Below are 20,356 nucleotides of genomic sequence, written 5' to 3' on the forward strand. Positions count from 1 at the left end.
AGAAACCTCCCGCCACCACGCCACACCGAACCCGTCGGCATTGATGGTCCCGCCGCCGCGCATATCCCGCGGCGCCCAGGCCTGCGTCCGCAGCGAGTGCGGCCCGCGAGTCAGCACACTGCCGACGGGCACGGCGGGGCCCACGTACCCCAGGTGACGGCACATCAGCGCCGCCCGGGGCGAGACGTGGGCCGCTCCGGCCCGATCACCGGCCCTCGCCGGAGCGCAGGTCGCGCGCCAGCCGGAAGCCGGAGAAGATCTGCCTGCGGATGGGGTGGTCCCAGTTCCGGAAGGTGCCGCGGCAGGCGACCGGGTCGGTGCCGAAGGAACCGCCGCGCAGCATCCGGTAGTCGCCGCCGAAGAAGACGTCGGAGTACTCGGCGTACGGGAAGGCGCGGAACCCGGGGTACGGCTCGAACCCGGACGAGGTCCACTCCCAGACGTCCCCGATCAGCTGGTGCACCCCGGCGGGCGAGGCACCGGCCGGGTAGGCGCCGACGTCGGCGGGCTCCAGGTGCCGCTGCCCCAGGTTGGCCTGCGCGGTGCCGGGGTCGGCATCGCCCCACGGGTAGCGCCGGGTCACCCCGGTCTCCGGGTCGAAGCGCGCCGCCTTCTCCCACTCGGGCTCGGTGGGCAGCCGCTTGCCCGCCCAGTTCGCGTACGCCTCGGCCTCGAAGTAGCAGACGTGCACGACGGGCTGCCGCGGCCGCAGCGGGGTGAGCGTGCCGAAGGCCCGGCGCCACCAGGTGCCCGCGCCGTCGCGCTCCCAGAACTGCGGCGCGACCAGCCCGGCCTCGGTGCGGTGCTGCCAGCCCCGCGGCGACCACAGCTCGGGCCGCTCGTACCCGCCGTCGGCGAGGAAGGCGAGGTACTCCCCGTTGGTGATCGGCGCGGCGTCGATGGCGAAGCCGGGGACGTGCACCGGGTGCGCCGGGCGTTCGTTGTCCAGCGCCCACGGGTCGGTGGAGGTGCCCATCACGAACTCGCCCGCCGGCACGATCACCTCGCCCCGCACGGCGACCCGGGCGGCGGGCGGCGGCGGCGCGGCCAGCACGGCGGGGCCGCTGCGCAGCTGGTGCGTGGCGAGCATGGTCTCGTCGTGCTGCTGCTCGTGCTGGGCGATCATGCCGAAGGCGAAGCCGCCCTCGACCAGCGGATTCCCGTGCAGCGGGGCCCCGGCGAGCACATCGAGCACCTCGTCGCGCACCGAGCCGACGTAGCCGCGGGCCTGGGCCGGGTCGAGCAGCGGCAGCTCCGGGCGCGCGGCCCTGGCGTGTTTGAAGGCGTCGTAGAGCTCGTCGATATCGCCGCGCACGGCGGCCCGGCCGCCGACATCGCGCACCAGCCAGAGCTCCTCCTGGTTGCCGATGTGGGCGAGATCCCACACCAGCGGGCTCATCAGCCGGGAGTGCTGCGCGGCCAGCTCGGCATCGTCCAGGCAGCCGGTGAGCGCTAGGGTGCGGGCGCGGGCCCTGGTGAGCACCTCGGCGATCGCGCCGCGCAGCCGGTCGGTGGTCGCGTTGTCGGAGAACTGGATGGTCATGCCTTCACTCCCGGGTCGTCGTCGTGCGGGGTGCGCCCCGCGCGACATCGTGCGGCGGCGGACTCGACCTCGCCCGGCTGCGCGGAGTGCGCGGCGGCCAGCCGCAGCAGCGCCTCGGCGCCCGCGCGCAGCTCGGGATCGGCGAGCCCGGCGTGTGCCGCCTCCTGCCAGCGGCCCGCGGTCGGCGCGGCCAGCGCGGTGGCCTCCGCCACCACCGCCGGGGTGCTGAGCAGGGCCTCGATGACGTGCACCGGGGTGCTCCAGGTGTCGCCGGGCTGCGCGTCGAGGTAGCGGACCTCCAGGTAGCCGGAGGCGCGCACCGGCGGGAAGAGCGTGGTCAGGTGGTAGTCGAGGTCGGCGCGGGCCGGGCGGCGGCCGATCTCGTCGTCCAGTGCGCCGGAGAGCCAGTCGGCGAAGGTGGCGCCGGGCGGTGCGGTCCACTTCGGGGCCTCCGGGTCCCGGCCGCAGGGCCGGACGCAGAGCAGCGGGACGTCGAGCGCCCAGCTCGCGTACCCGGCGATGGGGTCGGCCCACTGCTCGGCGGGCGGCCGGGTGCGGCTGTGGTCGAGCCGCAGCCAGGTGCGCATGCGCTGCGAGGCCCAGGCCCCGCCCGGCGCGCCCTTCAGCAGCGGCGAGCAGGCGAAGGCGGCGACCAGCGCGGGGCCGGCGACGTGCAGCAGGTGCCAGCGCGCGGCCACCTCGGCGGGGTCGGCGCCGGCGTCCACGCTGACCTGGCCGGCCGCGGTATTGCACATCATGAGCTTGCCGAACGGGCCGATCCCGGCGAAGTGCCGTTCCATCGCCCGGTAGCGCGGGAGTTCGAGGAGCCGCCGCGGCGGACGGGAGGCGTCGGCGGCGAGCGAGACGGTGCGGATGCCGCGGGTGGCGAGCAGAGCGCGGAGCACGGCGGCATCGGCGCGCAGTGCGGCGGAGAGCGCCTGCGCATCGGGGTAGGGGGAGCTGGAGAGTTCGATCTGGCCACCGGGTTCGACGGTGACGCGGCTACCACCGGGCAGGGGCAGCTCCGGCGAGCCGGGGGCGAGCGACCGCGGGGCGTGCGGCCCTAGTGCGCCCGCGAGATCGTCCAGGGCGGGACGGGGCGCGTCCGTCGAGTACGCCGAAGATTCACCCTGGACGGTGAGCCACTCCAGTTCGGCGCCGATCAGCGCTGGTGGACCGAGTTTGAAACAGACCCCGCCGACGTACGCCTCGGCCGCCGCGCGGGACGACAGATCCTCCTGATCGACCGTTTGACCGGGCGGCTCCGGGTGCTCGAGCGTGACCGACATACCAACCTCCACCGTGGTGCGTTGTTCGTATCCGTACTGCTGTGTGCAAGGGGTTCGATCCGGCGGGCACTGCGATGGGCCGGGGTCGGCGGGTTGTCGTTCGAGCTCGGGGCAGCGGGGTCGAGTGTTCGCGGACGGGGCCGGATCGCGTCGTACCGTCAAGGGTAGCGGCGCCCGCCGACAAGAAAAGGGCCGAATCTCCGTCGGCCGCTACCGCTAGGGTCGCGGCATGGACGACGCCAGGCTCCGCGCCGACACCCCGGGCCTCGGCTCCGGGCTCGACCCCTCCGCCCCGGCCTCCGGTCACGTGTTCCTGGACAGCGCGGGCTCCTCGCTGCCGCCGGGGGTCGTCACCGAGACCGTGATCGCGCACCTGCGGCGCGAGGCTGAGGTCGGCGGCTACCGGGCGGCGAACGAGCGGATCGACGACCTGGACGGGGTCAGGGGCTCGATCGCGGAGCTGCTCGGGACGGTGCCGGGGGCCATCGCGCTGAGCGACTCCGCGACCAGGGCGTGGACCGACTTCTTCTACTCGGTACCGCTCGGCCCCGGCGACCGCGTGCTGATCTGCGGCATCGACTACGCGGCGAACGCCATCGCCACGCTGCAGCGCGCTCGGGCGGCGGGCGCGAGCGTGGAGCGAATCCCCAGCGACGGGTCGGGGCTGCTCGACCTGGAGGCGCTGGCCGCCATGCTGGACGAGCGGGTCAAGCTGGTCTCGCTGGTGTACGTGCCGACCAACGGCGGGGTGGTGAACCCGGTCGCCGAGGCGGCGCGGCTGGCCCGCGGGAGCGGCGCGCTGGTCCTGCTCGACGCCTGCCAAGCCGCCGGTCAGCTCCCCCTCGATGTGACCGAACTCGGCGTGGACGCGCTCTCCGCCACCGGCCGCAAGTGGCTGCGCGGGCCGCGCGGCACCGGCTTCCTGTACATCCGGCCGGAGCTGGTCGCGGCGATCGAGCCGCAGCGGCTGGACCTGCACAGCGCCACCTGGACCGGGCCGGAGAGCTACGAGCTGGCCCCGGATGCCAGGCGCTTCGAGTTCTGGGAGCACGATGTGGCGGCCCGGCTCGGGCTCGGCGCGGCCGTGCGCTACCTGCTCGAGCTGGGCCCGGAGGCGGTCTACGCGGCGATCGCGGACCGCTCGGCGCACCTGCGCGCGGCGCTCGGCGCGCTGGCCGGGGTCACGGTGCGCGATCTCGGCGGGGAGCAGGGCGCTCGCGGCGGCATCGTCTCCTTCACCAAGGAGGGGATCGCCCCCGAGGCCATCCGGGACCGGCTGGCCGAGCGGAACATCACCGTGACGGTGAGCCGCGCGAGCTCGACGCTGCTCGACATGACCGAGCGCGGGCTGGACGCGGTGGTGCGCGCCTCGCCGCACTGCTTCGTCTCCTACGCCGAGCTGGACCGGTTCGTCGCCGCCGTGGCCGCGCTGTAGATGTCGGCCCGCGAGCTGGTCGTGCTCGGCACCGCGAGCCAGGTGCCGACCCGGCAGCGCAACCACAACGGCTACCTGCTGCGCTGGGACGGCGAGGGGCTGCTCTTCGACCCCGGCGAAGGCACCCAGCGGCAGCTCACGCACGCCGGCGTCGCGGCGTCGGCGATCACCCGGATCGCGCTCACGCACTTCCACGGCGACCACTGCCTCGGGCTGCCCGGCATCGTGCAGCGGATCAGCCTGGACGCGGTGGCGCACCCGGTGCACGCCTACTACCCGGCCTCCGGCGCGCACTGGTTCCGCAACCTCTGCGATGCCAGCGCCTTCCGCCGGACCGTCGAGCTCACCGAGCACCCGATCGCGGCGGCGGGCCCGCTGGCGGCTCCCGGCGCGCCGTTCACCCTCACGACCGCGGCGCTCTCGCACCCGGTCGAGGCGTTCGGCTACCGGCTCACCGAGCCGGACGGCCGCAGGCTGCTGCCGGAGCGGCTGGCGGCGCTCGGGGTGCGCGGGCCGCAGGTCGGCGAGCTCCAGCGCACCGGCGTGCTCCGGGTGGGCGAGCGGGAGGTCACGCTGGCCGAGGTGAGCGAGGTGCGGCCGGGGCAGAGCTTCGCCTTCGTCATGGACACCCGGCTCTGCCCCGGCGTCCTCGAACTGGCCGCGGGGGTGGACATGCTGGTTATCGAGGCCACCTTCCTGGAGGCCGACGCGCACCTGGCCGCCGAGTACGGGCACCTCACCGCGGCCCAGGCCGCGCGGGTCGCGGCCGAATCCGGGGTCCGGACGCTGGTTCTGACCCATTTCTCGCAGCGCTACCGCACCCTGGAGGAGCACCGCAGGGAGGCGTCGCGGCACTTCGACGGTCACCTCGTGGTTGCGCACGACCTGCTGCGGGTACCGCTGCCACCCCGGCGCTGACTCGTCCGCTCGCTACCTCCGGGCGAATCACCACCGGGAGTTAACGTCCGCCCGCTGCGGCGGGATAGCAGGGCAGGGCCGAGCCGAGGGAGTGGAACGTGAGCAGGTTCACCGAGGAGATGTACGCGACCGCCGCGGCGAGTCAGCGCGGCCTGGTCACCGGCGAGCCGAACGAGCCGCGCAGGCAGACCTGGGGGGAGATCCACGGGCAGGCCAGGCGGATGGCGGGCGGGCTCGCCGCCGCCGGGATCGGGCACGGCGACGCGGTCGGCGTGCTGGCCGGGATGCCGGTCGATATCGCGCCCGCCTGCCAGGCGGTCTGGATGCGCGGCGCCTCCATCACCATGCTGCACCAGCCGACGCCCCGCACCGACCTGGCCGTCTGGGCGCAGGACACCGAGACCGTGCTGCGCATGATCGAGGCCAAGGCGGTGGTGCTCGGCGCGCCCTTCGAGGCGGCCGAGCCGCTGCTGCTGGAGCGCGGCATCGCGGTGGTGCGGATCGACCGGCTGCACGACGGCCCGGACACCGAACCGCTGCCCACCGGCGAGGACGACATCGCGCTGCAGCAGCTGACCTCCGGCTCCACCGGCTCGCCGAAGGCGGTGCGGATCACGCACGGCAACTTCTTCGTCAATGCCTACGCCATGTTCGACCGGGTGAAGTTCCAGCTGGACCAGGACGTCATGGTGAGCTGGCTGCCGCTCTTCCACGACATGGGCATGGTCGGCTTCCTCAGCGTGCCCATGCAGCTCGGCGCCGAGGTGGTCTGCGTGACGCCGCTCGACTTTCTGGCCAAGCCGCTGCTCTGGGCCGAGCTGATCGGCAAGTACCGCGGTACCGTCACCGCCGCCCCCAACTTCGCCTACTCGCTGCTGGCCCGGCGGCTCTCCCGCGCCGAGGACGGCGCCTACGACCTGAGCAGCGTGCGCTACATGTGGAACGGCGCGGAGCCGGTCGACCCGGACACCATGGACCAGCTCGCCGTCGCGGGCAAGCGCTTCGGCCTCGACCCGGCCGCGCTCACCCCGGTCTACGGCATGGCCGAGACCACGCTCGCCGTCTCCATCCCCGACCCCGGGTTGGGCCAGGTGGTCGACGTGGTGGACGCGGATCTACTGGAGGCCATCGGCAAGGCGGTCCCGATCCGCGACCAGCGCGCGCACCACGGCTCGGTGCGCGCCCTGCCCACCCTCGGCTACCTGGTGGACCAGCTGGAGGGGCGGATCGTGGACGCCGAGCGGCAGCCGCTGCCCACCCGTTCGGTCGGCGTCATCGAGCTGCGCGGCCCCGCAGTGACCGAAGGCTATGTCACCGTCGACGGCTTCCGCCCGGCGCGGGACGCCGACGGCTGGCTGGACACCGGCGATATCGGTTACTTCACCGAGCGCGGGCTGATCGTGGTCTGCGGGCGGATCAAGGACGTCATCATCATGGGCGGCCGCAATATCTACCCCACCGATATCGAGCGCGCCGCCGGCCGGGTGGCCGGGGTGCGGCCGGGCAACGCGGTCGCGGTCCGGCTGGACGCCGGGCAGAAGCGGGAGAGCTTCGCGGTGGTGGTGGAGAGCAACGACCACGAGGACCAGGAGCAGGTCAAGCGGATCGAGCGCGAGGTGGTGCACGCGGTCTTCTCCGAGGTCGGGGTGCGGCCGCGCTCGGTCACCGTGCTCGGGCCGGGGGCGCTGCCCAAGACCTCGTCCGGGAAGTTGCGCCGCGCCGCCACCGCCGCGCACCTGGACTGAGCTTCAGGAGCGGCGGGCCAGCAGCCGGTCGACGGTGCGCGGGGAGACCTGGTTGACGGCCCGGAGCAGCGCGGCGTAGCGCGGGACCATGCGGACCGGGCGGGTGCGCAGGGCGGTGAGGATCCAGTCGGCGGCTTGGTCGGGGGTGAGCCCGGGGAGGCGGCGGTAGCGCTCGGTGGGCGAGCTCATGGCGGTGTGCACGAGCGGGTAGCCGATGGTGGTGAAGGCGATTCCGGCGGCGGCCAGTTCGGCGCCCGCGCTGCGGTTGAAGCCGGCCAGCGCGGCCTTGGAGGCGTGGTAGGCGGCGAAGCGCGGGGAGCTGTCGGCGGCGACCGTCCAGGTGCAGACGTCGAGCACGTGGCCGCCGCCGCGGGCCAGCATGCCGGGCACGACGCCGAGGGTGAGCTGCACCGCGCCGAAGTAGTTCACCGCCATGGTGCGCTGGAAATCGTGCAGCCGGTCGAAGGACTCGGTGAGCGGGCGGCGGATCGAGCGCGCGGCATTGTTGATCAGCACGTCGACCGGGCCGTCCAGGCTCTCGACCAGCTCGGCGACCTGGGCCTGGTCGGCCATGTCGCAGACGCGGTACTCGGCCTTGCCGCCGTGCGCGGCGATCTCGGCGCAGAGCTGCTCGAGTTCACCGGCGCGGCGCGCGACCAGCAGCAGCTCGGCGCCGCGTGCGGCGGTGCGCAGCGCGGCGGCCCGGCCGATTCCGGAGGAGGCGCCGGTCAGCAGGATGCGGGTGCCGTCGAGGCGCACCGCATCCGCCCGGCGGGTGCCGCCGACGGGACCGAGGACGAAGGGCGCGAGCCGGTGTGCGGCGGCGCGCTGTGCGTTCGAAGCCATGACCCCTCAGTGCAGCTGGTTCTGCGCGGCTTCCAGCCCGACCCGGAGCAGCAGCTCGACGGCGTCGGCGGCCTGCTCGACGATGACCGGGACCTCCTTGCGCTCCGGCGCCGCGAACGGCTTGAGCACGAAGTCGGCCGGATCCTGCCTGCCCGGCGGGCGGCCGATGCCGACCCGCACCCGCAGGTACTCCTTGGTGGTGAGCGCCGAGGAGACGCTGCGCAGGCCGTTGTGGCCGCCCTCGCCGCCGCCGCGCTTGACCCGGATGGTGCCGAACGGCAGATCCAGCTCGTCGTGCACCACCACCACCTCGGTGGGCGGAACGGAGAAGAAGCGGGCGAGCGCGGCGACCGGCCGCCCGGAGACGTTCATGAACGACCGCGGCTTGGCGACCAGCACCTGCCGTCCGTCCAGCCGGGCCTGCAGCAGCTCGGCGCCGGACTTCTTGTGCACGGTGAACCGGCCGCCGACGCGCTCGGCGAGCACGTCGGCGACCAGGAAGCCCACATTGTGCCGGGTCCGCTCGTACTCGGGCCCGGGGTTGCCGAGGCCGGCGACGAGCGCCGGTCCGGCGGCGGGTTCGGACACGACCCGGTGTTACTCGGCGCTCTCGGCGTCGGCCTCGGTGGCCTCGTCGCCCTCGGCCGCCTCGGAGGTCTCCGTGGTGTCGGCCTCCGGGTCCTCGACCACGGGCGCGGTGATGACATTGACGATCAGGGTCTCCGGATCGACGGCCAGCTCGACGCCCTTCGGCAGCGACAGGTCGGCGGCGGTGATCTGGGTGCCCTCTTCGGCGCCCTCGACCGAGACCTCGATGGACTCGGGAATGTTCAGCGCGTCGGACTCGATCGACACGGTGGTGGCGTCCTGGGTGACCAGGGTGCCCGCCGCGGCCTCGCCGGTGACGACGATGTTCACGTCGGCGGTGACCTTCTCGCCGCGCTTCACGATCAGCAGGTCGGCGTGCTCGATGTAGCGGCGGATCGGGTGCACGACAACGGACTTGGTCAGCGCGAGCTGCGGGGTGCCGTCGATCACCAGGTTCAGCACGGCGTTGGTGCCGTGCTGGCGCAGGATCGCGGCGAACTCCTTGGCGTTCACGGCCAGGTGCTGGGGATCCGACTGATGGCCGTACAGCACGGCCGGAACATTGCCCGCACGGCGGGTGCGACGGGCTGCGCCCTTACCGAACTCGGTGCGTACTACGGCCTCGAGGACGTTGACGTCGGACATGACTGAAATACTCCTACGGCTTTTCCGGGGCTGGACACGGGCTACGCGCGGGACGTCCTGCGCGATGGTCTGCTCGTCGGGCGAATGGAAACGACCGGACGGCCGGAAGGCCGAGCCGCGTCGATCACGGTGCACGCTGGGCGGTCACCCTCGCCGAGACAACCCGACCACCATACCCCAGCTGGGCAGCGCCCTTGGAATCGGGAGGTCACGCCGCAATCACGTACGCTGGACAGGTTGCCGATCCCGCACGCGAAAGGGCCGATCACCGTGACCGCCTCCCCCGACGGCGCCGTCGTCTCCGTCCCGCGCGGGCTGCCGGCGGAGGTCGCGCGCAGGCGCACCTTCGCGGTGATCTCGCACCCGGACGCGGGCAAGTCGACCCTGACGGAGGCGCTGGCGCTGCACGCGCGGGTGATCTCCGAGGCGGGCGCGATCCACGGCAAGGCCGGGCGCAAGTCCACCGTCTCGGACTGGATGGAGATGGAGAAGGCCCGCGGCATCTCGGTCAGCTCCACCGCGCTGCAGTTCAACTACCGCACCGCGGGCTCGGACATCGACAATGTGATCAACCTGGTCGACACCCCAGGCCACTCCGATTTCTCCGAGGACACCTACCGCGTGCTCACCGCGGTGGACGCGGCGGTCATGCTGATCGACGCCGCCAAGGGGCTGGAGCCGCAGACGCTCAAGCTCTTCCAGGTCTGCAGGCACCGCGGCATCCCGGTGATCACCGTGATCAACAAGTGGGACCGCCCCGGCCGCGCTCCGCTGGAGCTGCTGGACGAGATCGACGAGCGGATCGGGCTCACCCCCACCCCGCTCTTCCTCCCGGTCGGCATCGCGGGCGACTTCCGCGGGCTGCTGCGCCGCGGCCCCGAGGGCGCCGCCGCCGAGTACATCCACTTCACCCGCACCGCGGGCGGCGCCACCATCGCGCCGGAGGAGTCGATCACCCCGGACGCCGCGGCCGAGCGCGAGGGCGAGGCCTGGAGCACCGCCGCCGAGGAGAGCGAGCTGCTCTCCGCCACCGGGCAGGACCACGACCAGGAGCTTTTCCTGGCCGGGCAGACCTCGCCGGTGATCTACGCCTCCGCCATGCTGAACTTCGGGGTCAGGCAGCTGCTGGAGACGCTGATCGAGCTGGCCCCGCCGCCGCGCGCGCGGGCCGATGTCGCGGGCACGCCGCGGGAGACCACCGACCCGTTCAGCGCCGTCGTCTTCAAGGTGCAGGCCGGGATGGACACCGCGCACCGCGACCGCCTCGCCTTCATGCGCATCGTCTCCGGCGAGTTCGAGCGCGGCATGGTGGTGACGCACGCGCAGACCGGGCGGCCGTTCGCCACCAAGTACGCGCTCACCGTCTTCGGCCGCGAGCGCACCACCGTCGACACCGCCTACCCCGGTGACGTGGTCGGCCTGGTGAACGCCACCGCGCTGGCGCCGGGGCACACGCTCTTCGTGGACAAGAAGGTGGAGTTCCCGCCGATCCCGTCGTTCGCGCCGGAGCACTTCGCGGTGCTGCGCGCGGAGAGCGCGGGCAAGTACAAGCAGTTCCGCAAGGCCATGGACCAGCTGGACTCCGAGGGCGTGGTGCAGGTGCTGCGCAACGACGCGCGCGGCGACGCCTCCCCGGTGCTCGCCGCCGTCGGGCCCATGCAGTTCGAGGTGGTCACGGCGCGCATGCAGGCCGAGTTCGGCGTGGAGACCAAGCTGGATTTCCTCGGCTACTCCATCGCGCGGCGCACCGACGCCGCCTCCGCCGAGGAGCTGGATCGGCAGCGCGGGGTCGAGGTCTTCACCCGCAGCGACGGCGCGATTCTCGCGCTCTTCAGCGACAAGTGGCGGTTGCAGTACATCGAGAAGGAACACAAGGGACTCACGCTGGAGCCGCTGGTCGCCGCCGCCGATTAGGGGGTGCCGCCGGGGTCGCGCTGCAGCGGGGCGATGCCGTCCTCGCGGGCGAGCAGCCCCCAGCGGCTGGAGGTCAGCCGCAGGCTGGGCAGGTCGCTGAGCGAGAGCACCACCTCGTAGGTGCGCTCGTAGCCGGTGTGCGCGATGCGCCAGCGGCCGTCGTCGCAGCGCTGGTAGCGGTCGGTGTAGAAGGCGGCGCCGCGCAGCAGCATATTGTGCGCCGGGATGAGCACGGTGTCGGCGAGGTACCAGGTGCCCGCGGCGGTGTCGCCGTCCACGTCGATCTCCGGGTGGTCGCAGCGGTGCTCGGTGATGACGTGCGGGCCGAGGGTGTTGCGCAGGAAGGCCAGGAAGGCCTCGCGGGACTCGAACTGCAGGTACTCGCTGTAGGTGGCGGTGGCCTCCGGGATCAGGGTGTCGGCGAACTCGTCCCAGTCCTTGGTGTCCAGGGTGCGCAGGTAGCGGAACTTGAGCCGCTCGATCGCGGCGATATCGTCGGCCGCGCTGCGGTCCGCGGTGCCGCCGGTGCGCGGTGGCCCGGCCGGGGTGCCGAGCCCGACCCGCGAGAGGTCGGAGTCCGCACCGATCCGATTCTGCCCGTCGGGCCACGCGCCGCCATCGGCCCCGGCGGGCCGCCGCTCGTCGGCAGCGCCGCCCGCGTCGGCTCGCGGCTCCTCGCGCGGGGCGGCGGAGCCGGGCGCGTCGGCCCGCCTGTCGTCCGCGGAGATTCGCCCGCCCGCGGCCTGGCCCGCGGGCCCCACCTGCCTGTCACCGGCGGAGATGGGGGCGCCGTCCCGATTCGCCGGCCGCTCGGATACGGCGGCCGGGCGCGAGCGGGCACCGCCCGGGGCGGTTGCCCCGCGCGGCGCGGCCGCACCGGCCGTCTCGCTGCGCTCCTGGTCCATGACTCCACGATCCCATCCGCTCGGGCACGCTCGACCGAATCGCGAAGATTTGTATCAGATCGCTATCACCGCAGCGGGCGACGCACCGCGATGGTCAGGTCGCGATCGTGAAACAGGTGCGGCAGAAGTCCTCGCCGAACTCGGTGAGGCGGAGGCTCTTGCGCACGATCTTCGGCGCCCGCCCGGCCTTCTTGAGCGCCGCCTCCACCGACGGCTGCACCTCGAGCACCATGTAGCGGCTGAGCACCACCGGATCGTCCGAGGTCCGGGTGAGCCCGAGCCGGTTCAGGTTGATCAGGTAGGCGCGGGACCGGTCCGGGTAGCGCACCCCCGCCTGCTCCGGCACCGAGGTCAGATCGCCCTGCACCAGCTCCGAGCCGATGCCGAGCGGCCGGTTGGTGCGCACGTCCACCGCGGGCTGCGCGCCGTTCAGCGCCATGAAGCGCAGGATGCGCGCCTCGTCGGGGGCGAGCTCGTCGAGGATCCGGTCGTAGGCCGGGTGCACGTCCTCGGTGAAGTAGACGTCGGCCGAGCGGGCCAGCAGCGCGTCACCGCGCCTGCGCAGCTCCTGGGAGCTGGCCGAGCGCAGGTTCTGCCCGATCACCAGCGCCTGCTGCTGCGGCTGCGGCGTGCTGCCCCCGCCGCCGTTCGGCGTCGGCACATAGCTGACGATCTCGCGCACCGACCCCTCGGTGACGCCGAGCGCGCTGCGCGCGATGGAGCGCAGCGCGTTGCCGGTGCGCTCGGCGATATCGGCGGAGGACTCACCGTCCAGCGCCGCCTGCGCGATCTCGCGGGTCACCTCGTAGCCGGTGCCGACGGCCCACTGCCCGCCGCGCACCACCGACCCCGCCGCCACCCCGGCGGCCCGGAAGACCCCGCGGATCAGCCGCGCCTCGTTACTGATCTGCCGCTGCTCGACATCAGCGCTGCGCTCCACCTCGCGGCTGCCCGGCCGAATCAGGTTCTGGCCCGGTGCGGCCTGCCCGGTGGCGGCCCGTCCGGTTCTGTCGTCTGCCACGTCCCACTCCGAACTTCCTCGACCGCCGATGGAAACCGTCCCCAGAATATTGCCCCGCACCCGCGACCGGTATGCCGGACCCGCGCATTCGGCGCACAGTGCGGTTCCGCCGCCGCCCTGGTGCTAGTTTGAGGAGCCGGTGCGGCGGCGGTCACTGGTGTGTCGGCAGGAGGAAGTCGTGTTGGAGAGTGCTTTCGGGGTCCATCCGACCATTCTCCTCGAGCTGTTGACCATCCCGCTTTTCACCGGCGTCATCGGCTATATCACCAACTGGACCGGCATCCTCATGCTGTTCAAGCCGATCGCGTTCCACGGCTTCCGGTTGCCCGGCCTTCGCGCATTGTTTCCCTACCTGCCCAAGCGAATTCAGATCCTGCCGCTGCTCAGCTACGACGGCAGGCTCGGCTGGCAGGGCATCGTCCCGTCGCGCGCCGACAAGATGGCGAGTATCGCGGTGGACAAGGGGCTCTCCAAACTGGGCAGCGTCTCCGACTTCTACCGCGAGCTGGACCCGGAAAAGCTCGCCGAACATCTCACCCGGGTGGCCGACGCGCAGATCCGCGACATCGTCGAGGAAATTCTGCGCCGCGAGCATCCGCAGCTCTGGTTCAACCTGCCCGCGCAGGTGCGCGAGAAGGTGCACGAGCGGGTGAAGCAGCAGCTGCCGGATATTCTCCGCGAGCTCACCCTGGAATTGGGCGAGAACATCGATCAGCTGCTCGACGTCAAGCAGATGGTCATCCGCTATTTCCAGGCCCGGCCGCAACTGCTGAACCAGCTCTTCCAGGTGCTCGGCGCCAAGGAACTGCGCTTCATGCAGAATTTCGGCTTCTATTTCGGCGCCCCGATGGGCGTCGTGCTGGTCGGGATCCTGCACCTGACCGGCTGGTCCAGCCTGGCGGTGCTGCCGATCGGCGGCATCGTGATCGGCTGGGTGGTGAACTGGGTCGGGCTTAACATGATCTTCGCCCCCGCCTACCCCAAGTGGTGGTGCCCCTGGCGGCAGGGGCTGCTGATCAAGCGGCAGAACGAGATCACCGACGGCTACGCCGAGCTGGTCTCCACCCAGGTGATCACACTCGCCAATATCGGCGACGAGCTGCTGAACGGCCCGCGCTCGGACCGCACCATGCAGATGCTGGAGGACACGCTGCGCCCGGCCGCCGACCGCGCGCTCGGCCCGGCCCGCCCCGCGGTCAAGTTCATGCTCGGCAGCCGCGACTACGACACCCTGCAGAACACCTTCACCAGCGAGGCGATGGCCATCGCGCCGATCGCCTTCGCCGATCCGGACTTCAACCAGCAGCAGGGCAAGCAGGTCAACGAGTACATCGCCAAGCAGATGTCGGCGCTCTCCCCACCCGACTTCGTCGACATGCTGCGCGCCGCGATCAAACAGGACGAATGGCTGCTTTTCGTCCATGGCGGCGTGCTCGGGCTGATTGCCGGATACGCTCATATTCTGGTCTTCGGAACGGAAGTGGCAACCACATGGCTGTGAGCGATCCGGGTCGCGCGGCGCCCGAGAGCGGCGGGGCTCCCGCCGGGAACGACGCCGAACCCGAGGTGCTCGGGGCCCCGCCGCGCCGGGAGCTCGCGCTGCGCGGGCAGCGGCGCATCGTGCCGGTGACGCCGCGGGAGACCGTGCGCGCCGCCACCGGGGTCGCCAAGGTGGCCTGGACCGCCGCCTCCGAGGTCACCACCTGGACCGTGGACACCGCGCTCGGCGTCACCTCGACCGTGGTCAGGGGCAGCATGGCGGGAACGCCGCCGCGCGAGGTGCTGGCCGAGGCGGAATCCGAGGTGCGCGAGCGGCTGCGCCGGGTGCTCGGGGTGGATGCCGAGCACGCGGGCGGCCAGGGTGGGGTGCCGACGCTGCGCGAGCAGGGCGCCGCGCTGCTCCGGCTCTCCGCCAGCACCAGCGCCGAGAGCACGGAGATGCACCCGGCCTTCGCGCGCATCCTGGCCGAACTCACCCCCGACGAGGCCCGGGTGCTGCGCTTCCTGCACCTGGACGGCCCGCAGCCCGCCATCGACATCCGGCTCGGCCGGCCGCGCACGCTCGGCTCGGACCGCAAGATCACCGGGATCACGGTGCTCGGCGAGCACGCCGGGCTGCGCTTCCCGAACCGGATCCAGCAGTACCAGACGAACCTGCGCAGGCTCGGGCTGATCGAGTTCGACCGGGAGCCGGTCGGCAACCCGAACCGCTACCAGATCATCGAGGCCCAGGCCGTGGTGCGGGACCTGCTCAAGCGATCGGGGCGCGGCGCCAAGGTGCAGTACCGGAGCGTGCTGCTCAGCGGCTTCGGCGCCGATTTCGTGCGCACCTGCCTGCCCGTGGTGGTGGACGGCCGCACCGCGGAATCCAGCTAGAACTCCTCGGCCAGCTCCATCCAGCGCTCCTCGGTGGTCGCCTTCTCGGCGGTCACCCGGAGTAGCTCGGCGTTCAGGTCGGCCAGCCGGTCCGGCTCGGTGGCGGCGGCGAGCAGCGCGTCGTGCAGGGTGCGCTCGCGCTCGGTGAGCTTGTCCAGGGCGCGCTCCAGCTTGGACAGCTCCTTGCGCGCGGCCCGGTAGGCGGCCGGGTCGACGGCGGACTTCGGCGCGTCGGTCGCGGTGGCGGCGGCCGCGCGGAGGCCGGGGGCGGCGCCGAGCGCGGCCCGCCTGCGCAGGTACTCCTCGATGCCGCCGGGCAGGTTGGTGAGGCCGCCGTCGCCGAAGAGCGCCCAGGTGGAGTCGCAGATCCGCTCGATCAGGTAGCGGTCGTGGCTGATCACCACCAGCGTGCCCGCCCAGTTGTCGAGCAGGTCCTCCAGCTGCTGCAGGGTGTCGATATCCAGGTCGTTGGTCGGCTCGTCGAGCAGCAGCACGTTCGGCTCGGCCATCAGGATCCGGGTGAGCTGCAGCCGGCGCCGCTCGCCGCCGGAGAGGTCGCGCACCGGGGTGCGCTGGCGCGCGGCGCTGAAGCCGAGCCGCTCGGCGAGCTGCCCGGCGGAGAGTTCGTAGCCGTCGCCGAGCTCGATCCGCTGGGCGACCTGCTGCACCGCCTCCAGCACCCGCATCTCGACCGGCAGGTCGTCGAGCTCCTGGCGCAGCCAGCCGATGCGGACCGTCTGGCCCTGGATGCGCTTGCCCGCGGTCGGCTCGGTGTCGCCGGCCAGCGCGCGCAGCAGCGTCGTCTTGCCGCTGCCGTTCACGCCGACCAGCCCGACCCGCTCGCCGGGCGCCAGCCGCCAGGTGAGGTCGTGCAGCAGCTCGCGGCCGTCCGGGGTGGCCAGCGCGACGTCCTCGAGTTCGACCACCACCCGGCCCAGCCGCTTGCGCGCGAAGCTCGCCAGCGAGACGCTGTCGCGCGGCTCGGGGACATCCGCGATCAGCGCCTCCGCGGCCTCCACCCGGTAGCGCGGCTTCGAGGTGCGGGCCTGCGGGCCGCGGCGCAGCCAGGCCAGCTCCTTGCGGGCCAGGTTGCGGCGGCGGGATTCGGTGGCGTCGGCCTGCCGCGCGCGCTCGGCGCGGGCGAAGATCCAGTCGCCGTACCCGCCCTCGTAGCTCTCCACCTTGCCGCCGACGACCTCCCAGGTGCGGGTGGCGACGGTGTCCAGGAACCAGCGGTCGTGGGTGACGACGACGAGCGCGCTGCGCCGGGACAGCAGGTGCTCGGCCAGCCACTGCACGCCCTCGACGTCGAGGTGGTTGGTCGGCTCGTCCAGGACCAGCAGGTCCAGCTCGCGGACGAGCGCGGCGGCCAGCGCCACCCGGCGGCGCTCGCCGCCGGAGAGCGAGTCGACCGGGGTCTCCAGGCCGAGCCCGGCGATGCCGATGCCCTCCAGCACGCCGCGGATCCGCGGGTTCGCGGCGTACTCGTGCTCGGCCAGCTCGCCCGCGTGCGCGAACCCCGCCTCGTCGGCGATCCCGGCCAGCACCACCGAGCCGACCGTGGCGCCGGGAGGCAGCACACCGCGCTGGGTCACCACCGCCATCCGCAGCCCGCCCAGCCTGCTCACCCGGCCCGCGTCCGGCGGCTCCAGCCCGGTCAGCACCTCGAGCAGGGTGGTCTTGCCGCCGCCGTTGAGGCCGACGACGCCGATCCGCTCCCCGGCGTGCACTCCGAGCGAGACGCCGTCGAGCAGCGGCGTGATCCCGAAGCTCTTCGAGACCTGCTCCAGGTTGATCAGGTTGGACATGGATCCTTCCGGGGACATGCGGGAGAGGCGACGGTCCAGATTACCGAGGAGCCGCTCGGCGCCGGTGGGCGCGGGGTTGCGGCGGCGCTCAGCGCTCGGCGCGGACGATCCGGGCACCTCGCGGCGCTCGGTGCGGCCCGACCCGGGTGCGACGTCCCCGCGGCCGGGATCGCAATGCCCCGGTTGCCGGCACCGTCGGTGCTACTTCGCGTCGTCGGCCGGGACTATGCGGGCGCCGGGGACGGGGCCGGTGGCCGTGCGCACGCTGCGGCAGACGCCCGCGCCCGCGAGTTCGGCGGCGACGTTGACCGCCGCGTCGGCGCTCTCGCAGAGGAAGGCGCAGGTGGGGCCCGAGCCGGAGACGATGCCCGCCAGCGCACCGGCGGTGACGCCCGCACGCAGCGTGCGGCGCAGCTCGGGTTTGAGCGAGAGCGCCGCCGCCTGCATGTCGTTGCCGAGCAGCGGGGCGAGCGCGGCGGCGTCACCGCCCGCGAGCGCCTGGATGAGGCGCTGCGGCTCGCCGAGCCGGGGCGGCTCGCCCTGCGCGCGCAGCCGGTCCAGCTCGGCGAAGACCGCGGGCGTGGAGAGCCCGCCCTTGGCCAGCGCCAGCACCCAGTGGAAGGTGTTCCTGGCCAGCACCGGGAGCAGCCGCTCGCCGCGGCCGGTGCCGAGCGCGGTCCCGCCGTGCAGCGCGAACGGCACATCGCTGCCGAGTTCGGCGGCGATGCCCGCGAGCTCGTCGCGGCCGAGCCCGAGCTCCCAGAGCGCGTCCAGCCCGACCAGCGCGGCCGCCGCGTCGGCGCTGCCGCCCGCCATGCCGCCCGCCACCGGGATGCCCTTGCCGATGGCGATCTCCACCAGCGGCGCCCGCCCGGCCAGGTGCGCCAGCCGGACCGCGGCCTTCCACACCAGGTTGGTGCGGTCGGTCGGGACTTCGGCGGCGCCCTCGCCGGAAACCTTCACGGTGAGCGAGCCCGCCGGGGCGATCCGGACGTCGTCGGTGAGCGAGAGCGCCTGGAAGACGGTGGTGAGATCGTGGTAGCCGTCCGGGCGTAGATCGCCGATGCCGAGGTGCAGGTTCACCTTGGAGGGTGCGCGCACGGTGAGGGGGCTCGGCACAACTGACAGCACGGTAGCCGAGCCTAACCGGTGCCCCGGCCGGATGCCCGGCTCAGGCACATTGCGGTTCCATACCGGGCGGGGGTATCGTCGGGGTGCCGGATACCCCCGGGCAGTATTGCCGCCCCGGGTGTCCGAACCCTTCCGACGAGCACAGGAGCCGAGATGCCGAGCACCACCTACACCGTCACCGGAATGACCTGCGGGCACTGCGCGGCCGCGGTGAAGTCCGAGATCGGCAAGATCGACGGCGTCACCGGGGTGGACGTCGACCTGGAGTCCGGCGCGGTCCGGGTGGAGAGCTCCGCGGCGCTGAGCGACGACGCCGTGCTCGCCGCGGTGGACGAGGCCGGGTACGAGGTCGCGCGCTGATGTCCGACCGGCTCAAGCTCGCCGGGTTCGGGGTCGCGCTGGTCGTGGTCTTCGCGGCGGCGCTCGGGATCGGGAAATGGGCGGCGCCGGATTCCGCGCCCGCCGAGCCCGTCGCCACCGGGCTCGCCGACAGCGCGGGCGGGTACACGCTCACCCCGATCGAGGCGCCGGGCGCGCCGGATACGCCGGGCCCGCTCCGCTTCCGCATCACCGGCGGCGACGGCGCGGCGGTCACCCGCTTCGCCACCAGGCACGACGAGAAGCTGCACCTCATCGTGGTGCGCAGCGACGGGACCGAGTACCGGCACGTCCATCCGGCCATGGACGCGGCCGGGGTCTGGTCCATCGACTGGAGCTGGGCCGAGCCGGGGAGCTACCGGGTCTTCGCCGACTTCGCCCCCGAGGGGGCCGAGGAGCTGGTGCTCAGCCGCACCGTCGAGGTGGCCGGCGCGGTCGCGGTGCGGCCGCTGCCGCCGCCCGCCGCGGTGGCGCGGGTGGACGGGTACGAGGTCACGCTGACCGGCGATCTGAGCACCGCGGGGAGCGAGCTGCGGTTCACCGTCCGGCGCGACGGGGTGCCGGTCACCGATCTGCAGCCGTACCTCGGCGCGTACGCGCACCTGGTGGCGCTGCGCGCGGCGGATCTGGCCTACCTGCACGTGCACCCCGAGGGCGAGGTCGGGCGCACCCCGCCCGGCCCCGAGGTCGCGTTCCACGCCGAGGCGCCGAGCACCGGGGACTACCGGCTGTACCTGGACTTCAAGCACGGAGGAGAGGTGCGGACCGCCGAGTTCACCGCCTCGGTGGTCGAGCAGCCCTCCGGTGACGGGCACGGCCACGAGCACGGAACGGATTCCGGCTCGGGCTCGGGCGAGCACGGCCACGGCTGAGCCGCGGGCCGAGTGATTCAGCCCTGTTCGGCCAGCCGGACGTAGGCGGCGGTGTCCAGCGTCTCCCCGCGCGCGGCGGGATCGATCCCCGCCGCGCGCAACCGCCGCTCCGCCTCGGCGGCCGAACCCGCCCACCCGGCGAGCGCGGCGCGCAGCGTCTTGCGGCGCTGGGCGAAGGCCGCGTCGATCACCGGGAAGACCCGCGCCCGGTGCGCGGCATCTGTGGCCCACGGCGGCTCGGCGTAGCGGTCGACCCGCACCAGCCCCGACTCCACCCGCGGCACCGGCCAGAACACCTGGGTCCCGACCGCCCCGGCCCGGCGCACCGACCCGAAGAACCCCGCCTTCACCGACGGCACCCCGTACACCCTGTTCCCCGGCGCGGCGGCGAGCCGATCCGCCACCTCGGCCTGCACCATCACCAGCGCGGTCGTCAGCCCGGGCAGCTCGGCCAGCAGGTGCAGCAGCACCGGCACCGCGACGTTGTACGGCAGGTTCGCCACCAGCGCGGTCGGCGCGACCGGAAGCTCGCCCGCACCCACCCGGAGCGCGTCCGCCCGCACCACGTGCAGCCGCTCCACCAGCCCGGGCGCGCGATCGGCGACGGTGCCCGGGAGCGCGGCGGCGAGCGCGGGATCGATCTCCACCGCGACCACGCTGTGCACCACGTCGAGCAGCGCCAGCGTCAGCGAGCCGAGCCCGGGGCCGACCTCGAGCACGGTGTCGCCCGCCCCGACGCCCGCCGCGGCGACGATCCGCCGCACGGTATTGGCGTCGTGCACGAAGTTCTGCCCGAGCTGCTTGGTCGGCCGGATGCCGAACCGCTCGGCCAGCACCCGCACCTCGGCCGGGCCGAGCAGCGCCGCCTCCCCGCGCGCGCCTGCGGGCGGCGGCGGGTTACCGGCGGGAGCGGACGCGGTCGGTTCGGGTTCGGGCACCCGG

18 protein-coding genes and 1 pseudogene are annotated in these 20,356 nt (G+C 73.3%); 8 read left to right on the plus strand and 11 right to left on the minus strand.

The window, feature by feature from the left end; translation table 11 throughout:
• Window positions 1–12 precede the first annotated feature (12 nt).
• From AB0H71_RS24270 to egtA, 3 genes and pseudogenes are all read right to left on the minus strand, one after another.
• Window positions 13–165 (minus strand): annotated as a pseudogene (locus AB0H71_RS24270) (ergothioneine biosynthesis protein EgtC); the annotation flags it as partial.
• A 40-nt stretch (window positions 166–205) separates the two neighbouring features.
• Entirely contained in the window at window positions 206–1,543 is a 1,338-nt protein-coding gene (egtB, locus tag AB0H71_RS24275; RefSeq protein ID WP_357025069.1) for an ergothioneine biosynthesis protein EgtB, read from the minus strand.
• Complete coding sequence (gene egtA / locus AB0H71_RS24280; RefSeq protein ID WP_357025072.1) at window positions 1,540–2,832, minus strand: ergothioneine biosynthesis glutamate--cysteine ligase EgtA; 1,293 nt, start codon at window positions 2,830–2,832, stop codon at window positions 1,540–1,542. Before egtA ends, egtB begins: the two co-directional genes overlap by 4 nt.
• 229 nt (window positions 2,833–3,061) lie before the next feature.
• On the opposite strand from egtA, the gene AB0H71_RS24285 reads away from it, so the two are divergent.
• From AB0H71_RS24285 to AB0H71_RS24295, 3 genes are all read left to right on the plus strand, one after another.
• Complete coding sequence (locus tag AB0H71_RS24285; RefSeq protein ID WP_357025075.1) at window positions 3,062–4,267, plus strand: aminotransferase class V-fold PLP-dependent enzyme; 1,206 nt, start codon at window positions 3,062–3,064, stop codon at window positions 4,265–4,267.
• Window positions 4,268–5,185, plus strand: a complete 918-nt coding sequence (locus AB0H71_RS24290) for a ribonuclease Z (RefSeq protein ID WP_357025078.1) — start codon at window positions 4,268–4,270, stop codon at window positions 5,183–5,185.
• A gap of 98 nt (window positions 5,186–5,283) precedes the next feature.
• Window positions 5,284–6,930, plus strand: a complete 1,647-nt coding sequence (locus tag AB0H71_RS24295) for a fatty acyl-AMP ligase (RefSeq protein WP_357025081.1) — start codon at window positions 5,284–5,286, stop codon at window positions 6,928–6,930.
• 3 nt (window positions 6,931–6,933) lie between these two features.
• On the opposite strand, the gene AB0H71_RS24300 is transcribed toward AB0H71_RS24295, so the two are convergent.
• Genes AB0H71_RS24300 through AB0H71_RS24310 form a run of 3 tightly spaced genes read right to left on the minus strand, consistent with a single transcriptional unit; the run spans window position 6,934 to window position 9,009 of the window.
• Window positions 6,934–7,776 (minus strand): SDR family NAD(P)-dependent oxidoreductase, encoded by an 843-nt coding sequence (locus AB0H71_RS24300; RefSeq protein ID WP_357025084.1) that lies wholly within the window; start codon window positions 7,774–7,776, stop codon window positions 6,934–6,936.
• Between the two features lie 6 nt (window positions 7,777–7,782).
• Window positions 7,783–8,364, minus strand: a complete 582-nt coding sequence (gene pth, locus AB0H71_RS24305) for an aminoacyl-tRNA hydrolase (RefSeq protein ID WP_357025087.1) — start codon at window positions 8,362–8,364, stop codon at window positions 7,783–7,785.
• 9 nt (window positions 8,365–8,373) lie between these two features.
• On the minus strand, window positions 8,374–9,009 hold the full coding sequence (locus tag AB0H71_RS24310) for a 50S ribosomal protein L25/general stress protein Ctc (RefSeq protein WP_357025089.1): 636 nt from the start codon (window positions 9,007–9,009) through the stop codon (window positions 8,374–8,376).
• A gap of 270 nt (window positions 9,010–9,279) precedes the next feature.
• On the opposite strand from AB0H71_RS24310, the gene AB0H71_RS24315 reads away from it, so the two are divergent.
• Window positions 9,280–10,923, plus strand: coding sequence for a peptide chain release factor 3 (locus AB0H71_RS24315; protein WP_357025092.1), 1,644 nt, complete (start codon window positions 9,280–9,282; stop codon window positions 10,921–10,923).
• On the opposite strand, the gene AB0H71_RS24320 is transcribed toward AB0H71_RS24315, so the two are convergent.
• The gene (locus tag AB0H71_RS24320; protein ID WP_357025563.1) at window positions 10,920–11,414 is read right to left on the minus strand and encodes a nuclear transport factor 2 family protein; all 495 of its coding nucleotides are present in this window, start codon (window positions 11,412–11,414) and stop codon (window positions 10,920–10,922) included. The two genes, AB0H71_RS24315 and AB0H71_RS24320, sit on opposite strands and share 4 nt — an antisense overlap.
• Before the next feature lie 508 nt (window positions 11,415–11,922).
• The gene (locus tag AB0H71_RS24325) at window positions 11,923–12,768 is read right to left on the minus strand and encodes an Abi-alpha family protein (protein ID WP_357025566.1); all 846 of its coding nucleotides are present in this window, start codon (window positions 12,766–12,768) and stop codon (window positions 11,923–11,925) included.
• 307 nt (window positions 12,769–13,075) lie between these two features.
• Between AB0H71_RS24325 and AB0H71_RS24330 the strand changes: the two genes are divergently transcribed.
• Complete coding sequence (locus tag AB0H71_RS24330) at window positions 13,076–14,350, plus strand: hypothetical protein (protein ID WP_357025095.1); 1,275 nt, start codon at window positions 13,076–13,078, stop codon at window positions 14,348–14,350.
• Window positions 14,347–15,225: an Abi-alpha family protein gene (locus AB0H71_RS24335; RefSeq protein WP_357025098.1), complete on the plus strand. Its 879-nt coding sequence runs from the start codon at window positions 14,347–14,349 to the stop codon at window positions 15,223–15,225. The genes AB0H71_RS24330 and AB0H71_RS24335 overlap by 4 nt, the downstream gene beginning before the upstream one ends.
• Here AB0H71_RS24335 and AB0H71_RS24340 read toward each other — a convergent pair.
• Window positions 15,222–17,033, minus strand: coding sequence for an ABC-F family ATP-binding cassette domain-containing protein (locus AB0H71_RS24340; RefSeq protein WP_357025101.1), 1,812 nt, complete (start codon window positions 17,031–17,033; stop codon window positions 15,222–15,224). The genes AB0H71_RS24335 and AB0H71_RS24340 overlap by 4 nt on opposite strands.
• Window positions 17,034–17,234: 201 nt before the next feature.
• Window positions 17,235–18,164, minus strand: a complete 930-nt coding sequence (locus tag AB0H71_RS24345) for a 4-(cytidine 5'-diphospho)-2-C-methyl-D-erythritol kinase (protein WP_357025104.1) — start codon at window positions 18,162–18,164, stop codon at window positions 17,235–17,237.
• A 153-nt stretch (window positions 18,165–18,317) separates the two neighbouring features.
• Here AB0H71_RS24345 and AB0H71_RS24350 point away from each other — a divergent pair, with 153 nt between their 5' ends.
• Together AB0H71_RS24350 and AB0H71_RS24355 are read left to right on the plus strand one after the other, a co-directional pair.
• On the plus strand, window positions 18,318–18,524 hold the full coding sequence (locus tag AB0H71_RS24350) for a copper ion binding protein (RefSeq protein WP_357025107.1): 207 nt from the start codon (window positions 18,318–18,320) through the stop codon (window positions 18,522–18,524).
• Window positions 18,524–19,414: a hypothetical protein gene (locus AB0H71_RS24355; protein WP_357025110.1), complete on the plus strand. Its 891-nt coding sequence runs from the start codon at window positions 18,524–18,526 to the stop codon at window positions 19,412–19,414. The genes AB0H71_RS24350 and AB0H71_RS24355 overlap by 1 nt, the downstream gene beginning before the upstream one ends.
• 17 nt (window positions 19,415–19,431) lie before the next feature.
• Here AB0H71_RS24355 and rsmA read toward each other — a convergent pair whose 3' ends face one another.
• Window positions 19,432–20,352 carry a 16S rRNA (adenine(1518)-N(6)/adenine(1519)-N(6))-dimethyltransferase RsmA gene (gene rsmA / locus AB0H71_RS24360; RefSeq protein WP_357025113.1) on the minus strand — a complete coding sequence of 307 codons (921 nt, stop codon included), beginning with the start codon at window positions 20,350–20,352 and terminating at the stop codon, window positions 19,432–19,434.
• Window positions 20,353–20,356: the final 4 nt, after the last annotated feature.

The sequence above is a fragment of the Nocardia sp. NPDC050697 genome, assembly GCF_040654395.1.
GTDB lineage: Bacteria > Actinomycetota > Actinomycetes > Mycobacteriales > Mycobacteriaceae > Nocardia.